The sequence below is a fragment of the Rhodanobacter sp. UC4438_H5 genome (assembly GCF_052978405.1).
Window position 1 is genome coordinate 3522673 of sequence record NZ_CM129672.1, and the last position, 13712, is coordinate 3536384.

General features: G+C 69.6%; 16 protein-coding genes. 8 read left to right on the forward strand and 8 right to left on the reverse strand.

Features of this window, described 5'->3' with window-relative positions; genetic code table 11:
• Positions 1 to 179: 179 nt before the first annotated feature.
• Entirely contained in the window at positions 180 to 425 is a 246-nt protein-coding gene (locus ACVCL9_RS16055; protein ID WP_395116102.1) for a hypothetical protein, read from the forward strand.
• Here the strand turns inward: ACVCL9_RS16055 and tsaA are convergent.
• Complete coding sequence (gene tsaA / locus ACVCL9_RS16060; protein WP_447097388.1) at positions 420 to 983, reverse strand: tRNA (N6-threonylcarbamoyladenosine(37)-N6)-methyltransferase TrmO; 564 nt, start codon at positions 981 to 983, stop codon at positions 420 to 422. The genes ACVCL9_RS16055 and tsaA overlap by 6 nt on opposite strands.
• 45 nt (positions 984 to 1028) lie before the next feature.
• Here tsaA and ACVCL9_RS16065 point away from each other — a divergent pair, with 45 nt between their 5' ends.
• Positions 1029 to 1403, forward strand: a complete 375-nt coding sequence (locus ACVCL9_RS16065) for a YciI family protein (RefSeq protein WP_395116106.1) — start codon at positions 1029 to 1031, stop codon at positions 1401 to 1403.
• Complete coding sequence (locus ACVCL9_RS16070; RefSeq protein WP_447097387.1) at positions 1403 to 2122, forward strand: HAD family hydrolase; 720 nt, start codon at positions 1403 to 1405, stop codon at positions 2120 to 2122. Before ACVCL9_RS16065 ends, ACVCL9_RS16070 begins: the two co-directional genes overlap by 1 nt.
• Before the next feature lie 46 nt (positions 2123 to 2168).
• Here the strand turns inward: ACVCL9_RS16070 and ACVCL9_RS16075 are convergent, their stop codons facing one another.
• Together ACVCL9_RS16075 and ACVCL9_RS16080 are read right to left on the reverse strand one after the other, a co-directional pair.
• Positions 2169 to 2423, reverse strand: coding sequence for a hypothetical protein (locus ACVCL9_RS16075; protein ID WP_447097386.1), 255 nt, complete (start codon positions 2421 to 2423; stop codon positions 2169 to 2171).
• A gap of 79 nt (positions 2424 to 2502) precedes the next feature.
• The gene (locus ACVCL9_RS16080; protein ID WP_447097385.1) at positions 2503 to 4491 is read right to left on the reverse strand and encodes a winged helix-turn-helix domain-containing tetratricopeptide repeat protein; all 1989 of its coding nucleotides are present in this window, start codon (positions 4489 to 4491) and stop codon (positions 2503 to 2505) included.
• A 286-nt stretch (positions 4492 to 4777) separates the two neighbouring features.
• Here ACVCL9_RS16080 and ACVCL9_RS16085 point away from each other — a divergent pair, with 286 nt between their 5' ends.
• From ACVCL9_RS16085 to ACVCL9_RS16095, 3 genes are all read left to right on the forward strand, one after another.
• Complete coding sequence (locus ACVCL9_RS16085) at positions 4778 to 5809, forward strand: hypothetical protein (RefSeq protein ID WP_447097384.1); 1032 nt, start codon at positions 4778 to 4780, stop codon at positions 5807 to 5809.
• 139 nt (positions 5810 to 5948) lie between these two features.
• On the forward strand, positions 5949 to 6407 hold the full coding sequence (locus ACVCL9_RS16090) for a putative toxin-antitoxin system toxin component, PIN family (RefSeq protein WP_395121324.1): 459 nt from the start codon (positions 5949 to 5951) through the stop codon (positions 6405 to 6407).
• Positions 6408 to 6463: 56 nt separating this feature from the next.
• Positions 6464 to 6652 (forward strand): CPXCG motif-containing cysteine-rich protein, encoded by a 189-nt coding sequence (locus ACVCL9_RS16095; protein ID WP_395116116.1) that lies wholly within the window; start codon positions 6464 to 6466, stop codon positions 6650 to 6652.
• 83 nt (positions 6653 to 6735) lie between these two features.
• On the opposite strand, the gene pncA is transcribed toward ACVCL9_RS16095, so the two are convergent.
• Positions 6736 to 7365, reverse strand: coding sequence for a bifunctional nicotinamidase/pyrazinamidase (pncA, locus tag ACVCL9_RS16100; protein ID WP_395116118.1), 630 nt, complete (start codon positions 7363 to 7365; stop codon positions 6736 to 6738).
• Positions 7366 to 7473: 108 nt separating this feature from the next.
• Here pncA and ACVCL9_RS16105 point away from each other — a divergent pair, with 108 nt between their 5' ends.
• Entirely contained in the window at positions 7474 to 7845 is a 372-nt protein-coding gene (locus tag ACVCL9_RS16105; RefSeq protein ID WP_395116120.1) for a hypothetical protein, read from the forward strand.
• Between the two features lie 705 nt (positions 7846 to 8550).
• Positions 8551 to 9159: a hypothetical protein gene (locus ACVCL9_RS16110; protein WP_447097383.1), complete on the forward strand. Its 609-nt coding sequence runs from the start codon at positions 8551 to 8553 to the stop codon at positions 9157 to 9159.
• A gap of 223 nt (positions 9160 to 9382) precedes the next feature.
• On the opposite strand, the gene cls is transcribed toward ACVCL9_RS16110, so the two are convergent.
• The 4 genes from cls to ACVCL9_RS16130 form a co-directional block, all read right to left on the reverse strand.
• Positions 9383 to 10774 carry a cardiolipin synthase gene (cls, locus tag ACVCL9_RS16115; RefSeq protein WP_447097382.1) on the reverse strand — a complete coding sequence of 464 codons (1392 nt, stop codon included), beginning with the start codon at positions 10772 to 10774 and terminating at the stop codon, positions 9383 to 9385.
• Between the two features lie 18 nt (positions 10775 to 10792).
• Entirely contained in the window at positions 10793 to 12160 is a 1368-nt protein-coding gene (locus tag ACVCL9_RS16120) for an FAD/NAD(P)-binding protein (RefSeq protein WP_447097381.1), read from the reverse strand.
• 32 nt (positions 12161 to 12192) lie between these two features.
• Positions 12193 to 12771: a cysteine dioxygenase gene (locus ACVCL9_RS16125; RefSeq protein WP_395116154.1), complete on the reverse strand. Its 579-nt coding sequence runs from the start codon at positions 12769 to 12771 to the stop codon at positions 12193 to 12195.
• A 227-nt stretch (positions 12772 to 12998) separates the two neighbouring features.
• Complete coding sequence (locus ACVCL9_RS16130) at positions 12999 to 13655, reverse strand: energy transducer TonB (protein WP_447097380.1); 657 nt, start codon at positions 13653 to 13655, stop codon at positions 12999 to 13001.
• Positions 13656 to 13712 lie beyond the last annotated feature (57 nt).

The window sequence follows — 13712 nt, forward strand, 5'->3', positions numbered from 1 at the left end:
ATCCACTGCCAATGCATCGGGCGCCGGCGACGGAGCGAGCCGCGCCGGCCCGGGCAGTTTGCCGGGCGCAGGTCTCACCGGCTGGGATTGCCCTGATCCCGGTCAGGGCGCCGGGCCGTGCCGGGCGCCATCATCGCCCCCGGCGGATGTGCCGCCTCTCAACCCTGGAGACCGTACCGATGCTGTTTCAAGTGAAGGATCTTGCCGGTGATACCGGCGCCATCGCCGCCATCCTGCGTGCCCATGACGCCAACGCGCAGGTCACCGGCGATCCCGTCGCGGGACAGATCGACGTGGCGGCGCAGTTGACCTCCGGCCAGGTCATCACCGCCCTGCAGGAGGCCGGTTACGAGGCCAGCCGCGTGTCCGAGCCGCGGCAGATCCACGTCAGCGGCGGCAGCACCTGCTGCGGCAGCTGCTCATGAGCCGCTGACGTCCTCGCCGCGCGGCCGCTTGCGCGGCTTGCGCGGCCCCGGCGCAGAATGCCGGCCCTGCGCCGCGTCGATCGCGTCGATCCAGCCCGCGCGTGAACCCGGAAACGCATCCGCGTACGGCACGTACGGCTTGATGTCGAGGATCGGCGTGCCGTCCAGCAGGTCGACGCCGCGCACGCGCAACCCGCCTTCCTCCACCGCCACCAGCTCCACTGCTGACAGCCCGATCGCATTCGGCCGATGTGGCGAGCGCGTGGCCAGCACGCTGCGCTTGCCGCCGCCGCGCGGCGGGCGCACCTCGGCCTTCCAGCCCTCGCTGCGGTGGAACGCGAACAGCAGCCAGATCCGCTCGAAGCCGGCCAGGTCGCGCCAGGCCGCCGCCGGAAAATCCGCCACGAACGCGATCACCGCGTCGACTGCGGCCCCGCTTTCGGTGCCGGCCACCACGGTGGGCTGGTGCGGCGCGTCGATGCGCTGCGCGTAGGGCGAACGCACGAAGGCGATCGGCCGGCAGGACAATTCGCTGAAGGTATCGGCGCGGGTGTTCATTGCGGCATTATCCCTCTTCGCCCCGCCTTCCCCGCCGAGGACGCCATGAAATATCTCGTGATGATCTATTGCGACGACCAGCTGCTGGACGCGCTGCCCGAGGGCGAGTTCGACAGCCGCATGAAAAGCTGTTTCGGCAAGGCCGACGCGTTGCGCGCGCAGGGGCAGTTGCTCGATTCGCAGCAGCTGGAAGCGCCGGGGACCGCGCGCACCGTGCGCGTGCGCGACGGCCGCACCAGCGTGGTCGACGGTCCGTATGCGGAGACCAAGGAATACTTGGGCGGCTTCAACCTGATCGAGGCGGCCGACATGGACGAGGCGGTGCGCATCGCGCAGTCGTTCCCGTGGTCGCAAACCGGCGCCATCGAGATCCGTCCGGTGCGCGACATGGATGCGGTACGCGCACGGGTGGGCGCCTGATGCTGCAACTGGTCGGCTTCGACGGCGACGACACGCTGTGGCACAGCGAGGGCTACTACCGCCAGGCCGGCGAGGCGTTCGCGGCGATCATGGCGCGCTACGTGGACGTGGCCGATCGCGATGTGCACGAGCGCATGCTGGCTACCGAGCAGCGCAACCTCAAGCTGTTCGGCTACGGCGCCAAGGGCATGGCGCTGTCGATGGTGGAAACCGCCATTGCGGTCTCGGACGGGCGCATCGGCGCGGCCGACATCCACGCCTTGATCGAGCTGGGCAAGACCGTGCTGCAGCATCCGGTGGAACTGCTGCCGGGCATCCGCGCCGCGGTCGAGGCGGTGGCGCAGCAGTACGAGGTGGTGCTGATCACCAAGGGCGACCTGTTCCACCAGGAGAAGAAGGTGGCGCAATCGGGCCTGGCCGACCTGTTTCGCCGCATCGAGATCGTCTCGGAGAAGGACGCCGCCGCCTACCGCCGCGTGCTCGGCGAGTTCGACCTGCAGCCGGCGCAGTTCGCGATGGTCGGCAACTCGCTGCGCTCGGACATCGAGCCGGTATTGCGCTTGGGCGGCTGGGGCGTGCACATGCCCTACCACGTGACCTGGGCGCACGAACTGGAAAACGGCCTGGCCGCCGACGAGCCGCGCATGCTCACGGTGGATGCGCCCGCGGCCATCCCCGCCGCGGTGGAACGCCTGCGCGCGCTGGCTGCCGCGGCGTAGGGCGGGCACCGCCCGCCGTCCATCGCCACGAGCCGGTCCGGCCCGCCTAATCGTCGAAGCCGGTGTAGTCCTCGGGAAAGATCGGCGTGCCGTCCGCCTCCAGTCCCGTCATGTTGGCCAGCGCCTTCGCCGCGGCGGCTTCGGCCACGTCCTTGTCGCGGAAGCTGCGGTTCTCGCAGATCGCGTAATACACCGGAAAGCCGTGGCGGCGCGGCGTGATCGCCAGCCACGCCGCGTAGCGCGAGCCTTCCAGGGTGGCGCCGGAGCGGGCCAGGTAGTCGTCGAACGCGCGCTCGGCCATGGTCGTCGGTTCCGCTCGGAAAGCCCGCATTGTATCGGCTGGGTCCGGGTTTGCCGCCGATCCCGGCGCTTCCTGCGCCTCAGCGGTTGCGCGTGCCGTTCGCGGCGCGGATCTGGTCGATGCTCAACGCTTCGCTTTCGCCCGGGGGCGGCAGGCCGATCCTTTCGCAGAAGGCGATGAAGCGCGGATCGTCGCGCAGGTTCAGGATGAACGGATCGGTCGGCAGGAACAGCAGATCGGCGGCCGAAGCATGCTGCAACCATTCCACGGCGTGGCCGGCATCGCCGCGCAAGGCGTAGATCTGCGCGATCAGATGCGGATCGGCGTTCGCCTCGGCCTTGCCGGCGAGGGCGTTCGCCAGCGCGGTGTCCGCGGCGGCGCGATCCGGCCCGATCTGGGCCGCCAGCGCCGTGTACGGGTCGCGGTACTTCGCGGGCATTTGCAGCGCGCTGCCCATGGCCTTGACCGCGTCGCCACGCGCCAGGGCAACCGCCATGCGCAGGAACAAGGATGAATAGCGCCAGTGCGCGTTCGTCTGCGGCAGGCTTTCGGCGGTGCCAAGGTATTTCTCCGCTTCGTCCAGCCGGCCGGACGCCAGCAACAGCTTCGCGTACTGCTGGTAATTGATGATGTACAGCGGTTCGATTGAAAGCAGATGCTGCCTCGACCGGATTGCCTCGCGCAGTTTTCCGACCTGGGCAAACACATAACCGCAGCCATTGAGGACGGTCCCGTCCTCCGGCGCCAGTTGCACGGCGCGACGGCATTCGGCCAGGGCGCCGCGATGGTCGAAGCTGTAGACCATCAGGTAGGCGCGGGCCGCGTGGGCCGCCCCCAGCCCGGGCGCCAATTGCAGCGCCTGGTCCGCTGCGCGCCTTGCCTCGTTCATGTGCTGGCGGGCGGCCTCGGCGGGTTCGTTCGAGAACGTGGCGACGGTGCTCAGCGATCCCGACAGGTGTGCCCATGCCATCGCATAGCCGGGGTCGAGTTGCACGGCCTTGGCCATGTATTCGGATGCTCGGCGGAAATCCTCGTCGTGCCAATGCTTCAGGCCCTGCAGATAGGCGTTGTAGGCTTCGATGCTGCCGCTGGGCGGCCGGTCGTCATGCCTGACGGATTCGCCGGGCGACAGCAGCTTCACCTGCAACGCACCGATGACCGCGGACGCGATTTCGTCCTGCAGGGCAAACAGGTTCCGGTACGGGCGATCGTAGTGCTCGGCCCACAGCGTGCTGCCGTCGACGGCCCTGGTCAGCGCGGCGTTGATGCGCACGACGTCGCCCACGTGCTGCACGCTGCCGCTGAGCAGGTAGGACACACCCAGCTTGCGGCCGATGGTGCGGCTGTCGTCCCTGCTGCCGCGGAACTGGAAAGCGGAATCGCGACCGATCACCTTCAGCCCGCCGAAGCGGGAAAGGGAGTTGATCAGGCTTTCCGACAAGCCGTCGGAAAAGAACTGCTGTCCCTTGTCGTTGCTCGCGTTGACCAGCGGCAGCACCGCGATACTGCGCTCCGGCGCCGGCTTCGGCGCGCTCGGCGCATGCGGCCACCACTGCCAGCCGGCCACCGCGAGCAGCGCCAGCAGTGGCAGCAGCCACCACATGGCGCGCGGCATGCCGTGCCGGTCGCCGGCGCGCCGCCGGGCCACCGGAGGATGTGACGCGGCAGGCGGCACCGGCACCGGCACCGGCATCGTCGGCGCTTGCGACGCGGGGACCGGGACGGCCCGTGACGGCGCGTCGGGCGTGGCTTCGGGAAGGTCGAAGCGGTAGCCCACGCCATGCACGGTGTGCAGGTAGCGCGCCACTTTCGCGTCCTCGCCAAGCGCATGCCGCAGCAGGGTCATCAGCCGGTTCAGCACCCCGGGGGTGACGTGGCGGTGGCCCCAGACCGCGTCGAGTATCTCGTCGCGGGTGAAGACCCGGCCGGGCGTGCCGGCGAGCAGCGCCAGCACGGCGAAGGCCTTCGGTTCCAGCGGCTGCCCGATGCCCCCGCGCAACAGACGCCGGCCGGCGAAGTCGATCGTGCAGTCGTCGAAGGCGAGCGGGGCGGGCGTTGACGGGTCCATGGCGTCCTGTGGCGGGTAGCGCACGAGAGTGGACGAAAACCGGTGCTGCGGGCGACCCCAATGTTTTCCCAAGGAATCCAAGCAAAGTCCAGTCTTTCCCGAGCGGCCGCCTCAAGACCCGCCGCGCCACACCCCCGAAGCTGGGCGCGCCGGCCCTCGCCGGCACGCTCGCGTGCAGTCGCGATGCCCGCGCCTGCACAGGGTGAGCGACGCGTCGCCATGGCGCAACCAGTCCGCGGCGAAGGGTTTTCTCCGCGGTCGTCCACACCCATGCAAGGAGAGACCCATGAACCGCAAGTACCCACAGTGCGCACTGGCCATCGCCGCCATCCTGTCCGCCAATGTCTACGCGCAGCACTACGGCGCGTGGAGCAACGCGCAGCTTGCGCCCGGCATCAACACCGCGGCCGCCGAAGGCTGTCCGATCGAGTCGCCGGACGGGGACAACCTGTACTTCATGTCCACCCGCAATGGCGGCCTGGACAACTGGCGCGCAACGTGGAATGTCGCGATGCGCAGCTGGGACCACGTCACCAACCTCGGCGCACCGGCGAATTCGCCCACGGCCGCCGACTACTGTCCCACGCCGTTGCCCGGCAAGTGGCTGCTGTTCGTCAGCTCGCGGCAGAACGCCGAGGATTGCACCGGCTGCAAGGCGATGCCGCCGCCGCCGCCCGGCAGCCCGCCGGCCGGCGACATCTTTCTGACCCGCGAGAATCCCGCGCACGGCTGGGCGACGCCGGTGGATCTGGGCGGCTATGCGGACGGTGGCCCGAACACCAAGGGTTCGGAATACAGCCCGTCGGTAGTGAAAACCGCCCAGGGTACCTTCCTGTACTTCTCCAGCGATGGTTATCCGGACAGCAAGGGCCATGACATCTACATGAGCCGCCAGCGTGCCGACGGCAGCTTCGGGCCCGGCGTGCGCGTGGCCGAGCTGAGTACCGATGCCGCCGACCTGATGCCCAACGTGCGCAGGGACGGGCTGGAAATCGTGTTCAGCAGCAACCGGGCCAGCGCCGATCCGCGCAACCAGGACATCTGGTACGCCACGCGCCCGAACACCGCTTCGCCATGGACGGTGCGCGGCCGGATCGAGAATCCCGCGGTCAACACGGCGGACGGCGCGGAAACCCGCGCCACGCTGTCCAGCGACGGCACCCGCTTGTACTTCGGCCGCAAGCACTTCGCCCAGGTGCCGGCCGACCCGGGCGATGTCTACGTCAGCACGCGCGTCAGGTTGACGTGGGGACGCGGCCACGACGAGCACCACGGGCGCGGCCGGTCCCACGATCACCACGGACACGGCACGCACTGAACCCTGCGTCGGCGGGACGGAACATGCGGTCGCGGCGGTGGTCGTCGCCGCGACCGCATGCGCAGCCGGAGCCCGCTCGTCCGTGCCGCGGGGGAGGCATCACGTGCATCGCGTGACCCGCTTGCCGCATCATGTGCCGATGATCGCCGCATTCCCGAATGTGCCCCGTGTGGTGCTCGACACCAACGTGTGCCTGGACATCTTCCTGTTCCACGATGCGCAGTCCGCCGCGCTGCACGTGGCGATGCACGAGGGCCGCATCCAGGCGGTGACGCGCGCCGACTGCCGCGCCGAATGGCTGCGCGTGCTGCACTATCCGCAGGTGCCGCTCACCGCCGAAGCACGGCCCGGCGTCGAGGCCGCGTTCGATGCCCTGGTGCACTGCCTGCCCGACGATCAGGCCACGGCGTCGCCCGAGATGCCGCTTCCGCGCTGCGGGGATCCGGACGATCAGAAATTCCTGGAACTGGCACAGGCGGCGGGTGCGCGCTGGCTGGTCAGCAAGGACAACGAGTTGCTGAAGCTGGCCCCGCGCTGCAAGCGCGACGCGCTGTTCTGGATCGGCCTGCCGCAGGCGTGGTCGTTGCGCCACGCTTGACGATCGCGTCACCCGGAGCCGTGCTTCACTGGCCCGGCCATCCGCGGAGACACGCCATGCTCACGCCCCACACCATCGACTGCCCGTACTGCGGCGAACCCGTCGAAATCCTGCTCGACGCATCGATCCCCAGCCAGCAATACATCGAGGACTGCCAGGTATGCTGCCGCCCGATCACGCTGACGGTGGACGTGGACGACGACGGCGCGATCGCGGTGCGCGCCCGCGGCGAGAACGACGCCTGAGCGAACTTCATGCCAGCGCGCTCCGCACGCGATGCTCTTGCGAATCCCGAATCCGTGGGAAGAGCATCGCGCACAGGGCGCTCCTACAGGGCGTCGATGTCCTGCGCGAGCAACGCGGCGCGGGTGGCTTCGTCGCTGGCCGGGGTGACCGGGCGGGTGAGCTCCCACAGCATGCGCGCGCGAAAGCCCAGCGCCACGGCGTCCTGCGCGGTCCACAGCACGCACACGTCGCGCGCCAGTCCGCACACCACCACCTCGTCCACGCCGCGCTCGCGCAGCCAGCCGGCCAGGCCGGTGCCGGGGCGCGTGCCTTGCGGGCCGTGGTTTTCGCGAAAGCCGCTGTAGGAATCCACGCCCGGGTCGCTGCCCTTGCGGATCACCGCGTCCAGCGCCGACCAGTCCACCTGCGGATGCAGCGCGGCGCCCGCCGTGCCCTGCACGCAGTGATCCGGCCACAGGGTCTGCGGCTGGCCATGCAGGGTGATCTCGTCGAACGGCGCACGGCCCGGATGCGAGCTGGCGAACGACGCGTGGCCGCGCGGATGCCAGTCCTGCGTGGCCACCACATGGCGAAAGCGGCGCGCGCGCAGCAGCGCGTCGATGCCGTCGATGATCGCGTCGCCGTCGTGGCAGGCCAGCGCTCCGCCGGGCATGAAGTCGGGCTGCACGTCGACCACGATCAGGGCCGTCGTGGCGGAAACGGCGTGAGTCATGCAGACTGCTCCGGACAGGTGGAGCGGCAGTCTAGCGTGCGCGCGCGGCAGGCGGACACGCGCGCGGCATCCCGAAGGGGCAGCGCAGTGCATTACGACCAATCATGGATGGGCAGTGGCATCGTCGGCGGCCTGCAGGCCGGCGCGATCTCGGCAGCGGCCGGGCTACTGCTGTTCCTGGCGCTGCACTGGCTGGGCCGACGCCGCGGCTGGAGCGCTGCGCGCAAGATCGGCTGGGCGTTCCTGCTGGCCTGCGTGCTCACCGTCAGCGGCGACCTGTGGGACATGTTCTATCTCAACTACGCCAACCTGCAGTCGATCGCCCTGCTGCAAGCGGTGCTGGCCGGCATGCACGATCCGGAGCACCTCGGCCTGCGCGTGCTGTGCGAGTTGCTCGGCGTGTCGCTGGGCATCGGCGTGGGGTACGCATCGTGCGGTGGGGATCGACGCAGCCGTGGCGGCAGCGACGCACGGACGTGATGGCGAGTTGACCGTCTTTCTCCGGATGGCGAGCCTCGCTCTCGCGCGGTGAACTCAAGCCGTCGGCTGCACCCGATTTGCAAGTGATCGACGCGCCGATGGCACTCGTCATCCGGGAGTCGCCTCCGTGCGCCGGTGCGCGACGCCAGCGCCATCGCATCGCCGTCCGGGAGAATTTCATGCCGACTTCAGCGCCAGTCCTGGCCAGGATCGCCTAGAGCGACAGCATGGTTGACTCGTAGCATGGCGCTCGGTTCGTCGGTGCGTCGGGAGCGCACTCCATGCGCATCCAATGCGTGATGAACCAGGCCACGGGGGGCCTTTGCTGGAGGGGAACATGAATACTTGCGCACGCAAATCGCGTCCGCGATGCGCCAGCCTGTCGCTGTTGACGCCCGGATGCAGTCTGCCGCGCTATGCGGCACCGACAAAGGCCCGGAAAAAGGCACCGGCACCCGCCGCGACTGCCTTGCGCACCACCAGCTTGTTGCCGACGGTACGGCATCAGCAGGCCCGCCCACTCAAGCCGAGCGGGCGCCCGCCGCAATCGTCGTCGAAGGCTCACCTGTACACCGACTACGGTCGCCCGGAGCGCAATCCGTCGGCTTCGCTGCGCATGAGCGTGGCGGCCGCCGCCATCCATGATGTCAACGCGTTTGCGTCGGCCGGCGGCAGCAGCCTGGTCATCATTACTACGGACTGGAGTTGTTCCTCGAGCATCCGTTTGACGGCAAGTGGTTCGGCAAAGTTGACTACCTGTTCTCGCGCAGCTACGGCAACAGCGAGGGCCAGGTGCGTTCGGATATCGGTCAGGTGGACGTATCCGCCACGGTGGACTGGGATTATGCGCAGGTCATGGAGTACGCCAACGGCGAACTCTCCAACAGTCGTCGCCATCAGATCAAGGCGTATGGCTCCTACCAGCTGACGCCTGAGTGGATGTTGTCCGGCAACCTGGCCATCATTTCCGGTGCGCCGCGCAGTTGTCTTGGCATGTACGGCCTGGACGAGACCAACCCGGGACTTGGCTACGGCGCCTATTACCACTGGTGTGCCGGCAAGGTGTCGCGACCGGGCGACGCCGGCCACAACCCGTGGCAGTACACCGTCAGCCTGAGCGCCGAATACCGACCCTTGTGGGCCGACAAGAAGCTGGGCTTCAACGTGATGGTCTACAACTTGCTCAACAATCGGGTAACCACGCAGACCGACCCGTTCTACGGCGCGACCGGTGGCGAATACACCACCTACCGCATGGCAGTATCCCAGTCCCAGCCTCGTTACGTGCGCCTTGGCGTCAGTTACGACTTCTGACCGCGCGTGGCGCCGGCAGCATGGCTTGGCGGTATCGACAGGCCCGGCGCGTCGGACACTCCTCGGGAGCCCATGGAAAGGCGCTCCCGACACTCACGGTACGAAATGCACGTCAAGCGCGGGTTGCCGCGACAGGCCACCCGGCCCGGAGACTTTCCCCGAGGCTAAGCCGGCACAGGATGTGCCGGCTTCTTTTTCCGGTCGCGCGACGCTGCAGCCGCTCCTACAGCAACGGATCGAACAGCCGCGCCACGTGCATCGCGACGCGGCGAAGATACGACGCGTCGCGATACTCGCGCTCGTCGATCGCCACGGCACGACTGAAGTCCGTGCGCAGCATCGCTTCGACTTCGCCGGCGAACGCCCCGTCGACGACCAGCGCGCCGACTTCGAAGTTGAGTCGGAACGAGCGGCTGTCCAGATTCAGGCTGCCGATCGCGGCGGCATCGTCATCGATCAGCAGCGCCTTCTGGTGCAGGAAGCCCGGCTGGTAGCGGAACATGCCGATGCCGGCGCGCACCGCGTGGTAGGCGTGCAGGGTGGAGGCGAGGAACACGGTGTGGTGATCCGGTCGCGACGGGATCAGCACGCGCACATCGACCCCGCGCAGCACCGCCAGCTGCAATGCCGCGCGCACCGCGTGGTCGGGCACGAAGTACGGCGTGCTCAGCCACAGTCGCCGGCGTGCGGCGTGGATCGCCGCGGTGAAGAACAGCGAGCCGGTTTCCAGGCGGTCGGCGGGCCCGGCTGCGACCACCAGCGCGCTGGCGCGGCCTTCGTCCTGCGGTGCGTCCAGCAGCGGCGGCAGTTGCCCGGTGATCCATTGCCAGTCGTCGGCGAACACCTGCTGCAGGTCGGCCACCGCCGGCCCGCACAGTTCCAGCATGGTGTCGCGCCACGGCGACAGCGGCGGCTTGCGGCCCAGGTATTCATCGCCGGCGTTGAGGCCGCCGACGAAGCCGCGTGCGCCGTCGACCACCACGATCTTGCGATGGTTGCGGAAGTTGAGCTGGAAGCGGTTGCGCAGGCGATGCGTGGCGAAGCGGTGGATCGCCACGCCGCCCTCGCGCAGCGCCTGCACGTAGCGGCGCGGCAGCGCATGGCTGCCGACGCCGTCGAACAGCACGCACACTTGCACGCCGGCGGCCGCGCGCTGCAGCAGCACCTGCTGCAGGCGCCGGCCCAGCGCGTCGTCGTGGATCACGAAAAACTGCACCAGCAGACAATGCTCGGCCGTTGCCATCGCGGCCAGCATCGCCGCGAAGGTGCCTTCGCCGTCGATCAGCAGGCGCAGGCGATGGCCGCTGCGGAACGGCCGCCGCTGCAGCGCGCTGATCGCGGCGAAGCGTGCGCAGGCCGGCTCGACGGTCGCGGCTTCCGTGTTCGCCGTCACCGGCTGCGATGTCGGCGCGCCGTGGCCGGCGTGGTAGCCGAAGAACCGGCTGGAGCCCAGGTAGAGATAGGGCAGCAAGGTCACGTACGGCAGCAGCAACAGGCCCAGCATCCAGCCGATCGCACCCTGCGGCGTGCGTGCGTGGCGGATCGCGTGCAAGGCCGACAGCGCGCCGAGCAGATGCAGTGCGACGATGCAGGCGGTGAGGACGCTGGCAGTCATGGTGACGGCCGCGCCGGTTCAGCCGGCCAGGATCTGGTCGGCCAGGTTGCGGGCCTGCTGGCGGATTTCCGGCATCGCGGTGGATTCCCACAAGGTGCCGCGCAGCAGGCTGCCGATGGCGAACAGGTGCGGCCACGGCTGGCCGTCATGATGCAGGCGGCCATCGCGGCTGGCCACCAGGCCGAGGCCGAGCGGATCGCCGGTGACGTGGGCATTGGTGAGCAACTGGCGCACCAGTCGATGACGGCTGTGCCGCACGTCGGTGGCCAGCCCGGTGGTCTGGATCGCCAGGTCGGCGTGCTGTACCTCGCTGTGCCCGGCGTGCCGGAACTGCAACTGCAGGCCCTGACCGCTTGGCTCAGCGGCCTGCAGGCGGCCGCGTCGGCGCTGCAGGCGACCTTGCTGTTCGAGCGCGACGATGGCCTCGTGCACCTGCGGCGGCATGCGGTGGCGCGCACGTTCCCACGCCCAGCGGGCATGCCGCATGAAGCGCGCGCGCTGCTCGGGCGGCAGCTCGCCCCACAGGTCCGGCAGGTGTGGGCGCAGACTGTCGACGACAGTGCGCCACTCGATGCCATGCGGCGCGATCGCCTCCCGCAACAGGTGCATCCAGCGGCGGATCTCCGGTCCGTCGCGCATGGCATCCACCAGCTCGGCGCTGTCGCCGGCAGGCGTGCCGGCATGGGCCAGGTGCGCCTCGGGCAGCAGGCCATGGCGCGAGGTGGCGACGAAGGTGGTGTGTGGCCAGCGCGCGGAGAGTTCCAGCAACACGTCGACCGCGGTGAGCCCCAGGCCGATCACCGCCACGGTACGCGGTGGCGGCACCGCGTCGAGCTGCGCCAGCCAGGGCCACGGGTCGACGATGTAGCGACCGCTGTCCAGCGCGGCCGCGCTCACGCCCTTCAGCGGCTGCGGCGGCAGTGCACCCAGCGCCAGCACGGCGGCATCGGCGCGATGGCTGCGTTCGCCGTGGATCACGGTGACGCCGTCGCGTTCGGGCACCAGCGCATCGACCTCGAACGGCACCACGTTGACGTGATGATGGCCGCGCGCCATGCCCTGCTGCAGTGCGCGGGCCACCTCGGCCTCCAGGTAGTCGCCGTAGCGCCGGCGCGGCAGGAAATCGGTGCCGCCGATCGCCGGGTCGTCGCGCTGCACGAAATCCAGGAAGCCCTGCGGCTTGCCGGCGAACATGCCCATCGACGCGGCGCGCACGTTCAGCAGGTGGCGCTCCGAGCCAGTGCCGTAGGCCACGCCGCGCACCGATTCGCCGGCACCGGTGAACCAGTCCAGTTGCAGCGGTTGCGGCGGCTCGCGCTCCAGCAGCTCACTGAGCAGGCTGGCGGCCGCGGCGCCGCCGCCGATGATGGCGACCCGTCGAAACATGCGGTTTTCCTGTTCCCCTGGCGTGGCGTCGGTCAGGCCGGCCAGTGCCCGGCCACGGCGCAGTCGGTGGCCCGCGCGGTCCACGGCCCGGCGGGTGCGGTCTGCTCGTATGCCTGATAGTGGTTCAGTTCGCCGCCGTAGACGTGCAGGGTGAGCGCGGTCTCGTGCTGGGACAGATTGCGGCAGCGGTGCACGTGATTGGGGTCGCCCTCGAACCAGATGCCGTCGCCGGGGCCGAGCCAGTCGCGGCCCAGCGCGCGCAAGGTGCCCGAGCCCGGGTCGCGGCGCCACGACTGCACTTCCAGCGCACCGACCAGGGCCAGCTCCAGCCCCCACAGGCCGGCATGATCGTGCACCGGCGTGCAATGGTTTGCCGGCCACGCCATCACCAGCATGCTGACCGGCGGCTGGTTGCGCTGCGCCAGCTGCCAGCGACCGAGGCCCTGCCCGCGCCGCGGCAGGCGCGCCAGCCGCGCAGCGATCGCCGCGTTGTCGCGGTGCACCAGCTGCCCCAGCTCGCGTGCCATCGAAGCCAGGTCCGGGTGCGCCACGCTTGCGTGCTCCAGCGCGATCTCGCGCAACAGCTTCAAGGTTCGCCGTGGTCTGCCCATGCGGGCCTCCCAGCAGGATAAAGGGGCGCCAGTGGATCATGCGCCCGGTTAAAGTGGCGTAAGCCGGCCGGGGCGACGGGCTCCCCAATCGATCCGGCCAGGCTCGGAGTGGTCCGTGGAAATCCGGCGCGTGCCACCCACGCCCGTTATCGCAGGTTTTTCCGTTTTCCTCTCAACCGATCCGGCGCGGCTACGCTCAGAGAGATCGTGAAAACCGGCCGCCGCGGTCAGCCGCGCAGGGTGAACGTGACCGGCACGCTGGCCCAGGCGCGCGTCGCGTGCCCGTTTACGATGGCCGGCTGGAAGCGCCAGTGCGCCAGGACCTGCTCGCGGGCGCTGCGGTCGAGTTCCGCGTGGCCGCTGCTGCGCAGCACGCCGACTTCGAGCGGCTTGCCGGTCTCGTCCACCAGGACGCGCAGCACCACCGTACCCTCCAGATGCCCGCGCAAGGCATGCGCCGGGTAAGTGATGGGGTGGGCCAGGTAGGCGAGGCTGGCTTCGACCGCGGCGACGGGTGCCGGGGTGCCGCTGTCCGTTGCCGCAGCCGGCGCCGCGTCTTGCACGGGCGCGGCGAGCTGGCCGTCGGCGACCGGCATCGACGGTACACGGGCCACCGCCGGATGCGGCATCACCTGCGGCGTGGGCAGCGCCTGCGGCAGCGGCTTGAGTTCCACCGGCGGCGGTGCCGGCGGCTGCGGGGACGGCGATATCAGGCGCACCAGCGCCGGCGGCGGGACGAGTCGGGGCAGGGTCGGCAGCGACACCGGCAGCGGCCGTGCGGCGATCAGGATCACGGCAAGGTTCAGTGCGATGGCCGCACTGAGCGCGGCGATGCGGGCGGGTTCCGGGCGGGCTTGGGCAAGCGGCAGGCTGATGGAAGACATGACGACCTCCTGGCTGCATGGCGGGAGCGGCAGTCACGCGGCTCGCGCCGGGGGATC

Bases quoted from the DNA above. Each gene is read 5' to 3' on its own strand.
- ACVCL9_RS16080 (WP_447097385.1), bottom strand. From the start codon at position 4,491: ATGGACCCGTCAACGCCCGCCCCGCTCGCCTTCGACGACTGCACGATC.
- tsaA (WP_447097388.1), bottom strand. From the start codon at position 983: ATGAACACCCGCGCCGATACCTTCAGCGAATTGTCCTGCCGGCCGATC.
- ACVCL9_RS16095 (WP_395116116.1), top strand. From the start codon at position 6,464: ATGCTCACGCCCCACACCATCGACTGCCCGTACTGCGGCGAACCCGTC.
- ACVCL9_RS16125 (WP_395116154.1), bottom strand. From the start codon at position 12,771: ATGGGCAGACCACGGCGAACCTTGAAGCTGTTGCGCGAGATCGCGCTG.
- ACVCL9_RS16105 (WP_395116120.1), top strand. From the start codon at position 7,474: ATGGGCAGTGGCATCGTCGGCGGCCTGCAGGCCGGCGCGATCTCGGCA.
- ACVCL9_RS16065 (WP_395116106.1), top strand. From the start codon at position 1,029: ATGAAATATCTCGTGATGATCTATTGCGACGACCAGCTGCTGGACGCG.
- ACVCL9_RS16070 (WP_447097387.1), top strand. From the start codon at position 1,403: ATGCTGCAACTGGTCGGCTTCGACGGCGACGACACGCTGTGGCACAGC.
- pncA (WP_395116118.1), bottom strand. From the start codon at position 7,365: ATGACTCACGCCGTTTCCGCCACGACGGCCCTGATCGTGGTCGACGTG.
- ACVCL9_RS16075 (WP_447097386.1), bottom strand. From the start codon at position 2,423: ATGGCCGAGCGCGCGTTCGACGACTACCTGGCCCGCTCCGGCGCCACC.
- ACVCL9_RS16090 (WP_395121324.1), top strand. From the start codon at position 5,949: ATGATCGCCGCATTCCCGAATGTGCCCCGTGTGGTGCTCGACACCAAC.
- cls (WP_447097382.1), bottom strand. From the start codon at position 10,774: ATGACTGCCAGCGTCCTCACCGCCTGCATCGTCGCACTGCATCTGCTC.
- ACVCL9_RS16120 (WP_447097381.1), bottom strand. From the start codon at position 12,160: ATGTTTCGACGGGTCGCCATCATCGGCGGCGGCGCCGCGGCCGCCAGC.
- ACVCL9_RS16130 (WP_447097380.1), bottom strand. From the start codon at position 13,655: ATGTCTTCCATCAGCCTGCCGCTTGCCCAAGCCCGCCCGGAACCCGCC.
- ACVCL9_RS16085 (WP_447097384.1), top strand. From the start codon at position 4,778: ATGAACCGCAAGTACCCACAGTGCGCACTGGCCATCGCCGCCATCCTG.
- ACVCL9_RS16055 (WP_395116102.1), top strand. From the start codon at position 180: ATGCTGTTTCAAGTGAAGGATCTTGCCGGTGATACCGGCGCCATCGCC.